The sequence below is a fragment of the Methanomassiliicoccus sp. genome (assembly GCA_033485155.1).
Taxonomy (GTDB): domain Archaea; phylum Thermoplasmatota; class Thermoplasmata; order Methanomassiliicoccales; family Methanomassiliicoccaceae; genus UBA6.
This window is the reverse complement of sequence record JAWQJJ010000012.1, coordinates 26,923-38,566: the sequence shown is the minus strand read 5'-3', so window position 1 is coordinate 38,566 and position 11,644 is coordinate 26,923. Positions and strand designations below refer to the sequence as shown.

At 53.6% G+C, this 11,644-nt stretch carries 9 protein-coding genes; 4 read left to right on the top strand and 5 right to left on the bottom strand.

Annotated features, from left to right (window positions below):
- Positions 1 to 260: hypothetical protein (locus tag SA339_13820; GenBank protein ID MDW5564288.1), on the top strand; the 260-nt coding region annotated here is incomplete at its 5' end.
- A 181-nt stretch (positions 261 to 441) separates the two neighbouring features.
- On the opposite strand, the gene SA339_13815 is transcribed toward SA339_13820, so the two are convergent.
- On the bottom strand, positions 442 to 954 hold the full coding sequence (locus SA339_13815) for a flavodoxin family protein (protein MDW5564287.1): 513 nt from the start codon (positions 952 to 954) through the stop codon (positions 442 to 444).
- A gap of 244 nt (positions 955 to 1,198) precedes the next feature.
- Positions 1,199 to 1,534 (bottom strand): hypothetical protein, encoded by a 336-nt coding sequence (locus SA339_13810; protein ID MDW5564286.1) that lies wholly within the window; start codon positions 1,532 to 1,534, stop codon positions 1,199 to 1,201.
- Positions 1,535 to 1,808: 274 nt separating this feature from the next.
- Here SA339_13810 and SA339_13805 point away from each other — a divergent pair, with 274 nt between their 5' ends.
- From SA339_13805 to SA339_13795, 3 genes are all read left to right on the top strand, one after another.
- The gene (locus tag SA339_13805; protein ID MDW5564285.1) at positions 1,809 to 1,976 is read left to right on the top strand and encodes a CsbD family protein; all 168 of its coding nucleotides are present in this window, start codon (positions 1,809 to 1,811) and stop codon (positions 1,974 to 1,976) included.
- 262 nt (positions 1,977 to 2,238) lie between these two features.
- Positions 2,239 to 2,754, top strand: coding sequence for a hypothetical protein (locus SA339_13800; protein MDW5564284.1), 516 nt, complete (start codon positions 2,239 to 2,241; stop codon positions 2,752 to 2,754).
- A 1,618-nt stretch (positions 2,755 to 4,372) separates the two neighbouring features.
- Positions 4,373 to 5,113 (top strand): hypothetical protein, encoded by a 741-nt coding sequence (locus SA339_13795; protein ID MDW5564283.1) that lies wholly within the window; start codon positions 4,373 to 4,375, stop codon positions 5,111 to 5,113.
- Positions 5,114 to 5,236: 123 nt separating this feature from the next.
- Here the strand turns inward: SA339_13795 and SA339_13790 are convergent, their stop codons facing one another.
- From SA339_13790 to kdpA, 3 genes are all read right to left on the bottom strand, one after another.
- The gene (locus SA339_13790; protein ID MDW5564282.1) at positions 5,237 to 6,880 is read right to left on the bottom strand and encodes a NosD domain-containing protein; all 1,644 of its coding nucleotides are present in this window, start codon (positions 6,878 to 6,880) and stop codon (positions 5,237 to 5,239) included.
- A gap of 304 nt (positions 6,881 to 7,184) precedes the next feature.
- Positions 7,185 to 9,188, bottom strand: a complete 2,004-nt coding sequence (locus SA339_13785; protein MDW5564281.1) for a DUF4118 domain-containing protein — start codon at positions 9,186 to 9,188, stop codon at positions 7,185 to 7,187.
- 5 nt (positions 9,189 to 9,193) lie between these two features.
- Positions 9,194 to 11,641, bottom strand: coding sequence for a potassium-transporting ATPase subunit KdpA (kdpA, locus tag SA339_13780; protein MDW5564280.1), 2,448 nt, complete (start codon positions 11,639 to 11,641; stop codon positions 9,194 to 9,196).
- Between the last annotated feature and the right edge of the window lie 3 nt (positions 11,642 to 11,644).

The following is an 11,644-nucleotide window of genomic DNA, read 5'->3' as shown; positions in this document are numbered from 1 at the left end:
CATCTATTCACAAGGACGCATGGATCAAGGATGTAGACAGCAAGCTGAGCGGAGCATCATACCCGATGGACCGCAGCGTTGCCGAGCAGAAGCTCAAGGGCTTGAACATCGACGGCGACGACGCCACTAAGTTCTTCGGCAACATGGCGTGGCCGGCGAGCAGCCACGATGATCTCGTAGACAAGTTGCAGCGGGCAAAGGTGGGCGGAGCGGCGCCGGAGCATAACCCGGCTAAGAACACGCCTACGCGGACTGCTTAAGACGTTCAAAGTTTTAAAAAACCAAACCCCTTTCTAATTTTTTTTTAGCTCGATGTTTGGCAAAGATGCGGAAGCGCGAAGGATCTGAGGTCTGGCCCGTGGTCAGGTCTCTAGGAACGACACCATGGATTGTGGTAGCCGGGCTATCCTCATTCAGTAAGTTGCTCCTGACCATGGCTGCTCATTGCTTTGCTAAAGTACCTTTCGCGAAAGCCTTAGCCGCGGCTAGCTCAGTAGCATCAGGATGCCCTAATGTCATGTTGCGCAACTTCCCGAACATTTGTACCATGGGGTCATCGCTGCTAAGACATTTCCGTGCTACATTTTCTGCAAGTTCGCCCCTACAATCAAAGGTTTTTACCACGACTACACCAGCGGTCGCATCCTGCACATTTTGATGAATGCTTTTAACCAGACCTTCTGATCCGGGCATTACTTCTGGTTCAGGGAATGATGCATGGGTATAGAACAACGCCACCCTCTTACCCTTGGCTTTTTCTAAGAATGCCATGGCCAAGGGTGGCACGTTGAACGAATAAATGGGGAAGCCGACGAACGAGAGTTCGTAGCCATCCAAGCTACTCACCTGATCCATAGGTTTAATCTCCCTTTCCCCTTCGATCTCTCCATAAATCGCATCGGCCACCTTCTTAGTATTCCCAGTAACGGACATATAGGTTACGAGAATGGTCACTCTTTATCCTCCATATTGAAATAGGATTCTCCTTGTTAATAAATCAATCATCGTTCTATTCCAGGCTACTTGGTCGATGAAGATTATCGACTGGCCACGCTTCCTGCATAAACCTTCTCCTGAGGGCTTCGCCGCCCCTGCGGGCGGCCTCCGGTGAGATCTCCAACGAGTGTGAGTTGGAGATCCATAGGCGATATACTCAGGTGGCCGGCCAGGACTTCACGTTGACTATGATCAATCAGTCTTACAAAGGGCCGGTTAACGTTGGTAGGTAGATACCTACGACCGCGGTCAGGATCCAGATGAGGATTGCTGTTAGCAGGGCCTTTAGCCATCCAATCTTATACAATACCTTCAGGGCAAGAAGCCAGAATATGCCAGCGATAACTGCGGCCAGTAGGCCATTGCCTAGGAGGAAGTATGCGATGATATAGATTATTGTACCGATGAGCGCTGCCAGGAACGCGGTCATTAGTCCCTCCCTCTCTCCGGTCAACTTCGCCACCACATAGATGACTATGGTGCTGATGATCAGGGCTAGCACGAAACCCACGACTGAACCTAATGCAATATCTGTCATGGCATTATGATTTGACCCAGTTTTATTTAATATCAGTCGAAAGACGAGTGGACCGCTCGAGCAATCATCATCCGGACCTATCCGCAATGGAGGTAGGCCGCCCACATATGGTAGATGCGATTGCCGACGAAATCATCCGTCCCCATCGAGTCTAGTATGTCAGCCTAGATCCAGGCCCCGAGGTTCGTTGTTGTTGGTACTATAGACAACAAGTGGGAGATGGAGGCCTCTTACCCTAGTGATCTATATTAACACCGCGTAACGTCTAATCATTATGAACAAAGATGAGGTGAAAGGGAAGGGAAAACAAATCGAGGGACAGATCCGTGAAGGAGTTGGCAAATTGACGGGTAATAAAACGAAACAGGCCAAAGGCAAGGTCGAGCAGGTCGAAGGTAAAGCTCAACAGGAAATCGGAAAAATAAAGAGAAAGTCCGAATGATGGCCGGAAGTTAGCAAAATTTGCAATCCCCAATATTTTCATGGGGAGTATATACTCTTGTGTCCGGATTGATTAGTGGTCAGAACTCCCGCTCAATCTCTGTAAGCCGGACTCAATGACCAAACACCCTGGATTGGTTTTCGGAGAATCTCCTGTGACGAGAATCACACATGCTGCCGGATGGGGTCAGGTCCGCCGACCTATAAGTTAATATTACGGTGGAGGTGCATAGTATGTAAAAGCAAAGAAGGGGAACGAAGCGATGGTGAAGTATGGACCAATGCAATTGTTGGTGATCGGATTTCCGGGGAACGAATTCTCTGGTGAGATAGTACCAGCCATAAAAGATGTACGAGAGAAAGGCCTCATTCGTTTGATCGATTATGCCTTCGTGGGAAAGGCGGATGATAGCGTCAACATGCTTACTTTAGAAGATATCAACCTCGGACCGGCGGAGTTCAAGCCATTAGGATCGGTCGTCGGTGGATTGATCGGCATTGGATCCGGGGGAAGGAGAGGAGTCAAGGCCTTTACGGATTTGGGTATGGAAGTTGCGAACGATAGGATCTATGGTCTTGCCCAGAACGATATCGATGAGATCATCGACTCGATCCCCAATAACAGTTCATGCCTATTTGCGATCATCGAACACCTCTGGGCCAAGGACATCAAGCAAGCGGTGGTCGATTCCAATGGGATCGTCTTCATCCAGGGGATGCTGCCCCCGGAGCTTTTCGTGAGTGCCGGTGAAGTCATACCAATGCCGGTCGGTGATTAAAGGAGGCCTGTTAGCCGCGGATGTTTTAGATGGGGAGTTGAGGGACGTGGGCGTTCACTCGTTTTAGTGCCTCGCCTCTGCAATTCGGATTGTTTGCGCTTGGCGACCGATCTCGTGGAAATAATCTAGTCGTTTACATTCTAGAAGGCCACGCCCTGTAGCAGGGTAACGAACAACAATCTGGATTGTTGTTCTATCAATCTGATAGAAGTACGGTCATTGCGATCATGGAGTATACTCAGGATGTTCCAGTCATTAGCTAACGAGAGGCAGGCGCGATACCAGTTAGTGTTCAATAACTGCACGAACAGGATGGCGTCATCTGGGTCTCTATGTCTGGAAGTAGGACGGGCGCACCATAATCTGATTTATCAAATGGCTTGCACGATTCCTCGGACGGCTTCAGAAACGTCTCCTTCTTGATAGTTGCTTATGCAAGGCCTACGGTCTCAAGCATTCGATCGCTCTTACAAGCTGCATTGGCAGGAGATCGAGAGGTCCCAGAGCAAGAACCGATCTCCGAGGCGTGGTTGGCTGGCAGTCAAGGTAGAGATGTATGGTTTGACGCCCGAGGGCCGTCGTGCCGTTAAGGGGGCCGTGGACTGAGGCGAACCTCATTGGCCGGTATGGGGCAGTGAGGAGTGGAGCAAAGAATAGAATGGCAATCTCAAAAAGAGTGATCTGGTCTGCCTGGTCAGAAAGGAAGAGAGCGTAGATGTCAATTCCGATCATGCAAAGCATCAATCCAATCGACGTGATCTTCATGCTTAACGGATAATCGACCCTGGCCTCGAAGAGCGGTCCACTCCCCACAAATGCTCCGCTTGAATCCATGGGACAATGTGACTGGATTATGGCATTTATATCATCATGCGATTGAATAAGATAGACGGTTGTTTGGGGAGGGGAAGTGAAAATGCGAAAGTATAATCCCAACACAACGAACCATGATAGATTGTTTAAAAGCATCGATCACTATCCCCTTAGTAGGTCATTTTCCATGAGAAATAAGGGGGTCTAAAAATTAAGATTTCTTGAATATGGAAAGGTGATAGAAGCCCAATATTCAGAAACTATTGGTGGGGAAGTTGGAGAAGGTCGGGCTTCTACTAAAACTGAGATATTACAATAATATTTGAACATTAACATGTAATTGTAAGCAATGATCATCATATCGTTTTAACTCTTAACTGCATTTTAACTCACATTTTATCTCAGTTTTTTAGATAGCCAGATGTTAGGAGTTTGGTTAAAAAGTTAAATTAGGTGGGAAAAAAGAGAATGAGGACAGAGCGACAATAAACACAGCATCATGGCACCTTTCCCCCATGGAGTATATATTGACCGCCTGGTTTTCAGAAAAAGGGAAAGAGGTTTGTCCAGTAGCACCCAGGAACACGAGGGCTTGTTATTGAAATTATCTTCTGACCATCTGGCTCGATGTCGTGGCGATACCCTCCGGGCCCGCTCTTATCCATGCCGTGTTACGCTACTACTCTATCACCCATAATGTCGGCTTTGGACAATGTCTCGTTCAACTCCCATCAGTGTCAGGACCGAGGGTTTTTTCCTTAGTGATTAATTAATATGCAAACTATTCACCCTCGTGAGTCCCGAGATGCATTACAAGGGCCAGAGGATGCCATTCAAGGATATTGATGGCGGATTGAAGTCCTTGGCAAGGGCCGCATACCACGAATGTTTGAGAAGGGCGTTCTCCAAGCTTCCAGCCGATAGGCAGAAGCTTATGTTGGAACAGCAGACGCCCGTGGGGAAGAACACTTTCCGGGACGAGCTGGATTACTATGATCCAGAGGTAAGCCCCTTTGTTCATGATGTTAATTTTTGGATCTCCCAGATATTGGACGCATATCAGCAGGATCTCTGGTTGGATGGCGAGCCTGATCAATCGACTACGGACATACCGGAAAAGGCTAGAGCCATGGTACGGAACCACAGGGGACTGACACAGGGGGAGATGAACATCGAGATCATCGACGCGGTCAATAGACTATACAACAACTGTTTCAGCGGGCAGCCATCCCTCGTCAATATGGAGCCCATCGGCTGCACGATAAAAATGACCTATCCGGACAGGAACGCGATACTGTATTTTGACAAATTGATCGATGAGTACTCTCAGGCGAAGGCCGCCTTGCTGAAGGAGCGGTTGTCCAGCTTCGAAGAATCGGCAGCCATCTTTGAGAACCTGGGTTGGAACATTGAAGCTCAGCGCATGCGTCAGAAAAAGATGGTCGCATCTATGCTGGTGGGGCAGGAGAAGGAGATCTCACGGTTGAGGGATATTGTCCATATGCCGGCAGGAGGCCCCAAGGGTCTCGACGATCATGGGCCCTAGGGGACGCATAGGTCATTGTCATTCACAGTTGTTCCATCGAGCGCCATAGGTTTTTATTGTTCTCACCCTGAACCTGACCAATCGTAGAAATAACAAGAAAAAATGAAAGAGGTTTGCCACTGCTCAGCTCATAACGGTGAAGGTCGTGGTCGCGTCCGTATAGTTGCCGGCATTGTCTATCGCTCTCACCGTGACAGTATGGTCGCCATTGACCAGAGAGTACACGGTCGTGTAACTGGTCTGCCCTGATGACAGCTGAACCCACGAGCCTCCATCCCTCACGATCTGATAGTACGCTATTCCGGAGGCATCGCTCGCCGTCCAGGAGATCGTGGGGTGCGTGGCGGTGGTGGTCGATCCGCTTACCGGTGACGTGATGGTAAGCGTCGGCGCGGTCTTATCGACGGCGGCGATAGACACGGTGAACGTCACCGTGGCATCCTTGTAGTTGCCGGCGTTGTCCACTGCCCTCACCGTCATCGTATGACCTCCCTGCGACAGCGAGTTCACCGTGGTGTAACTGGTCTGCGAAGAGGACAGCTGAACCCACGAGCCTCCATCACGAACGATCTGGAAGTAGGCGATGCCGGAAGCATCGCTCGCCGTCCACGAGATCGTGGGATGCGTGGCGGTGGTGGTCGCGCCGTTGGATGGCGAGACGATCATCAACGACGGTGCAGTGGTGTCCGCGGAAGCGGTCGAGACCGAGAAGACTACGGTGGCGTCCTTGTAGTTGCCGACAGTGTCCACCGCTCTAACGGTGACGGTGTGCGAGCCGCCGGCCAGCGAGTTCACCGTGGTGTAACTGGTCTGTGATGAGGACAGCTGAACCCACGAGCCTCCATCACGTACGATCTGGAAGTAGGCGATGCCGGAGGCATCGCTCGCCGTCCACGAGATCGTGGGATGCGTGGCGGTGGTGGTCGATCCGCTCACCGGCGACGTGATGGTAAGCGTCGGCGCGGTCGTGTCAGTGGAGCTGCTTGGATTGACAATATTGCCAGTGACGACATTGCCTACGCACGACGGGTTCACATAGACCCCTACACTCGTGGTGCAGTGGATCGTGTTGCCAGAGATGACGTTACTGTTGCTCGATTTCAAGATGTAGATGCCGTTGACGCTCAAGCTGGTTATGTTATTGCCGGAGATGGTATTGCCATTGCTCGACGTGCATAGGTGGATGCCTTCACCCGAGCTGCTGGTAATGGATACGGTATTCCCCGATATCCGGTTGTTGCTTGCCACCACCAGGTAGATGCCATTGCTCACCGAGCAGCTAATGACGTTATTGGATATGTCATTATTATTGGATGAGTACAAGTGGATGGCCATACCTGTGCTGGCACCACTGATGGCGATGTTGTTGCCAGTGATGCTGTTATAGCCGCCGTATGCAACCAGGATGCCATCGTTCGCGGTTCCGCTGATGGTATTGCCGGTGATGGTAACATGCGATGCTCCGGAGATCTCGATCCCCGCGCCCACGTTGTATGAATCGGACACATAGCTTGTTCCGCTTACTGTGCAACCGCTTATGGTGACGTACAACGTGGTGTTGCCAAGGTAGATGCCATTCCCCTTTACGCCACTGATGCTCAATCCTGAGATGACGTAAGGGTTCGATGCCGATCCGTCACCTCTCCAACCGCCCGCATTGGCCTGGCTCATCAGGTCGGCATTCCCGTTTATCCTAATGGCGCCAGACGATGTCGCGGCGTCGATCGTCGGTGAGACCAGCACGGCGAGCGATGCGGTCCCGATCATGATCACTAAAGCTAGCGCTAATCCTCGTCTAATGCCTATTCCCATCACCTCTTTATGTAATCATTTTCAAGAACGCCACGTAAAGTGTGACGCCCCGAATTGAATTCCAATAGAAGCCATCTATAATAATTGTTTTCTTAATAACCTACAATATGATTATCGTGTTATAGCATTCTTCTTTGACAATAAAAATAAAATTGAATTATATTATCACTTTCGCATCACCGCGCATGGAGGACCACGGCGCGATCAGATCCGAACGATATCACATGGTCCACCTCGTTCAGCGCTGGGAAGTCGGCAGTCACCCTACTCCCGTCCCCACCACGCCCTTATTGCCAGCACGGTAGATCTGGTTCCAGAACTCGTTCCGCTCTATTGCCAGGGCGGTTTGGCTGGCAAAGGCTTCGATCAACCGCTCCTGCTCCAACTTGATTATTCCGTCCTGCTCCTGAGGTTTGATGCCCATGACCCCGACCACCCCGCTGGATGTGCGGAGGGGATAGTATTTCAATGAGGCGGACGCCAGCGTGTCGGTGTCCTTTCCCGAGGCGATTCCATTCTTGTATGTCCACGATGCTGCGGTCATCTCCTTCTCGTCCAGGTCCAGACCGCCGTCGGCCAAGGCCACTCCCAGATGACTGCCCACCGGTAGCAGATATGCGGACAGACAGTGACAGGATCGCTTGATATGTCCGCTCACGATCTCAAACGCTCGCTGGATATCGTTCGCGCTGGCTAGGTCGACGCTCAGTGCGTACAGTGCGGAGGTATACTCCTCCCTTCTCTGGGCAGCCGAGGCATTGTCCTTGGACCTTACCACCAGCAGGCTTATGACCACCCCTACGAACAGGAAGGCGGCGAAGGTGATCAGGTATTCAGTATCTCCGATACGGAAACTGATGTATGGGGACACAAAGAAGAAATCAAAGGCCAGGACGCTCACCGCTGCGGTGAAGATGGCTGGCCAGAGGCCCCAAGTGACCGCGGCGACCACCACCCCGATCAGGTACAGCATGACCAGATTGGTCGGCGACAGATAGTGCTTGGCGAAGTAATCGATGATCGTCAGCAACAGCACCAGCCATATACTGTAAAAGTAATGGTTCTTGATCGGTCGCACCTTGGGCAGTTCCCAACGCTTACCATCCTCGGTCTCTTGTTCGCCGATGTCGGTGATGATGAGGATATCTATCGGCCCACTGAGGCTGACGATCTGACTGGCTACCGATCCGAAGGCCAGCTCCTGCCACCACGGCCGGGGCGGCCGCCCTACGATGATCCGGATGACGTTGTTCTTGCGGGCGAAGCGTACGACCTCCTCGGCGATGGACACGCCAAAGCTAGTGGCCGTTTTCGCGCCCATCTTCGCCGCAAGCTCCAAACTGCGCATGGCCTCCATGCGGTCCTTGCGCGACAGCCGACTGTGGGCAGGTGTCTCCACATAAATGGCATACCATTCGGCCTTCAGTTCGTCCGCCAGCCGGCGACCCGTACGTATCAGTCGTTCGTTCAGCACCCTGCTGTTGCCGATGCACACCAGCAGGGTCTCTGCCACGGGCCAAGGTCCGGGGATGGACCGGATCTTCATGTACTCGAGCATCTGCTCGTCCACATGCTCGGCTGCTCTGCGGAAGGTCATCTCCCGGAGCGCGATGAGATTGCCCTCGTTGAAAAAGTTCTCGACCGCGATCGCCGCTTGAGGAGGGATGTAGACCTTCCCCTCACGGAACCGCTGCATGAGCTCGTCGGGCGGGACGTCCACGATCTTAATCTCGTCCGCCTCGTCCAGCACCGAGTCGGGTATAGTCTCGCGAACCTTTACCCCGGTGATCTGGGCGACCGCATCGTTCATGCTGTCGAGGTGCTGGACGTTGAGGGTGGTGTACACATCGATACCCGCCTCCAGCATCTCTTGGACGTCCTGGTATCGCTTGGTGTGGCGCGAGCCTGGAGCATTGGAGTGGGCAAGCTCGTCCACCAGCACGAGATGGGGCCGTCTTGATAGCACCACATCGACGTCCGGTTCTTTCAGTCGCATCCCATGATACTCGCTGACCTTGGGCAGCAGGACCTCCAGGCCGACGAGGAGCGCCTCAGTCTCCTTACGCCCATGAGACTCCAACAATGCCACCACGACGTCGGTCCCTCGGTCCTTGCGGTGGTGGGCGTCCTCCAGCATGGCATAGGTCTTGCCGACGCCCGCCGAGTACCCGAGGAACACTTTCAGCTTTCCCCGCGACCGCTTCCTCTCCTCCTTGGTCACCTGCTTGAGCAGCTCGTCAGGGTTCGGTCGTTCGTCTCCCATTGTTCTCAGCCCCCCATCATAAGGAACTCGACTATCGGCCCCAATGCCAATGTGAGGAAATAGCTGAGCGCACCCAGTAGGACCACGATCCCGAGGAGCCAGAAGATGAAGAGCGGGGTATGAGTGGGCAGCGAGCCCGGGCTCGGAGGCACGATCTTCTTCTCACTCAACGCGCCGGCTAAAGCCAGGGTCAGCACCATGATTGGGTACCGGCCCAGGAGCATAATGATGGCTAGGATGTAGTTGTAGAAAGGGGTGCTTGCGGTAAGGCCGGCGAACGCGCTGCCATTGTTGTTCCCCGCCGATGTGAAGGCATACAGGATCTCGGTGAACCCATGGGGACCGGGGTTGAGGGGTCCCACCCTTCCCTCGGGCATCATCACCGCGATCGCGGTCCCCACCAGAATGACTACGATCGGTAGCAGGATGACGATCGTACAGAGCTTCATCTCATATGGTCCAATCTTCTTGCCGAGGTAATCGGGCATCCTGCCGATCATCAGACCAGCGATGAAGACTGCGATAAGGACGAAGACCAGCATCCCATAGAGGCCGGAGCCGACTCCACCGAAGGCCACCTCCCCGAACTGCATCAGCATTAGGGGCGACAGCCCTCCGAGAGCGGTGTACGAATCATGCATGGAATCCACCGCCCCGCACGACGTGGCGGTGGTGGCAGCGGCGAATGTGCACGAGGGCACCACCCCAAACCTTGCTTCCTTGCCCTCCATGTTGCCGCCGGGCTGGAACTCGGTTGCTATCTGAGAGACCCCCATCTTTCCCAGCGCGGGGTTACCGCCCTCCTCAGCCCAGATAGCCAGGCCAAGGAATGCGGCCAGAATCACGAACATCACCACCAGGAGCGCCAATCCCTGCCTGCGATCCTTGACCATCTCCCCGAAGGCGAAGACGACTCCCACCGGTATGAGCAGGAGAGCAAAGATCTCCAGTAGATTGGACAAGGGCGTGGGATTCTCGAAGGGGTGGGCGGAGTTGGTGTTGAAGAACCCGCCCCCGTTCGTTCCGAGCATCTTGATCGCCTCCTGGGATGCCACCGGACCGACCGGGATGGTTTGCACGGTGATGAGATCACCTGCCGAATCGGTCACCGGCTGCAGAAGATGCGCGGAGATGGGGCCATCTAACGTCTGCACGCTGCCCTGGGAGACCAATATGAGGGCGAGCACGAAGGAGAGCGGCAGAAGAATGAGCGTTGCTCGGGTAACGTCCTTCCAGAAGTTGCCCAGGTCCTTGGTCGTCCTCTGCCTGATGCCTCGTATCAATGCCATCAGCACCGCCAACCCGCTGGCCGCCGAGAGGAAGTTCTGAACGGTGAGGCCGACCATCTGGGTGAAGTAGCTCATGGTCGTCTCCCCGGCATAGGACTGCCAGTTGGTGTTGGTGGTGAAGCTGACGGCGGTGTTGAAAGCGGTATCGAGGGACACCGGGCCGTTATTCTGGGGATTGAATGGCAGAAAGGGCTGCAGCAAGATAACGCACATCAGGAAGAGTATGCCGATGAGGTTGAACAACAGCAAGGCGAATGCGTAAGTCTTCCAGCTCATCCCTTCATTCCCGACCTTCGGCCACTTGAATAGCCGAGTCTCGATCTTACCGAGGGATCGGGTAATCCTACCTGGTCGCTCATCATAGATGGTGGTGAAAAGCCGTCCGATCAACCAGGCCGCTATGATCAGTATGATCGCGAGGAATGAGAGGAACAACCAATCGTATGTCGTCATTCCCAGCACCCTCTCGTCAGTGGTCTGGACTGACCTCACAGTGGCACCGTCGACTTCCCCGCCCTGGGCCTGCAATCCATCCAAGGCCAGGTTTAATTGCAGGACGTTGACCGTCCTCTCCCCCAGTATGCCTAGCTGGCGATCATCGGTGTTCTGGTCGATCAAAGCCTGGACGGCCTCCTCGCTCAGGTGGCGCTCCCTCGCTACCCTCGATAGCTGATATTCCGCGCTGGCTACGCTGATGTCGGGGTCTAGCCCGCTGCCGGAGGAGGTGACCAGGTCTGATGGGATCGGTTCGGTATTATTCGGATCTACAGCGTGCAGCGCATCGATCCTGGCCTGGGCGACATCAACGAGCTTGGTGTTGTTGTTGGCATAATTGGACCCGCTGGATAAGGATGCGTTGTACTCGAACGATGGTGTAGCCGACGGTCGTCCCCAGAAATACTTGGGATCGCTGAACGGTTGACCGATCAGCTCCGAGCCCACCACGGTGCCGTTGTCCACGATCTGCGAGCCATTTGCCTGGTGTGGAAATAGGACCTGGGCCACGCCGGTGACCAATAACGGGTAGACGATGCCCGTGATGAGCACCAGGATGAGGAACAAGGATATGGCGGCCCTCGTCTGCTTCCTCAATGCCCCAGTGGCGGATCGTGCAAGCCCAGAGATCCTGCTTACGAGATCCTTTCCTTTCAAATCGCTTTTCATAAT

Coding starts and splice junctions, on each gene's coding strand:
- SA339_13810 (MDW5564286.1), bottom strand. CDS start 1,534: ATGACAGATATTGCATTAGGTTCAGTCGTGGGTTTCGTGCTAGCCCTG.
- SA339_13805 (MDW5564285.1), top strand. CDS start 1,809: ATGAACAAAGATGAGGTGAAAGGGAAGGGAAAACAAATCGAGGGACAG.
- SA339_13800 (MDW5564284.1), top strand. CDS start 2,239: ATGGTGAAGTATGGACCAATGCAATTGTTGGTGATCGGATTTCCGGGG.
- SA339_13795 (MDW5564283.1), top strand. CDS start 4,373: ATGCATTACAAGGGCCAGAGGATGCCATTCAAGGATATTGATGGCGGA.
- SA339_13790 (MDW5564282.1), bottom strand. CDS start 6,880: ATGATCGGGACCGCATCGCTCGCCGTGCTGGTCTCACCGACGATCGAC.
- SA339_13785 (MDW5564281.1), bottom strand. CDS start 9,188: ATGGGAGACGAACGACCGAACCCTGACGAGCTGCTCAAGCAGGTGACC.
- kdpA (MDW5564280.1), bottom strand. CDS start 11,641: ATGAAAAGCGATTTGAAAGGAAAGGATCTCGTAAGCAGGATCTCTGGG.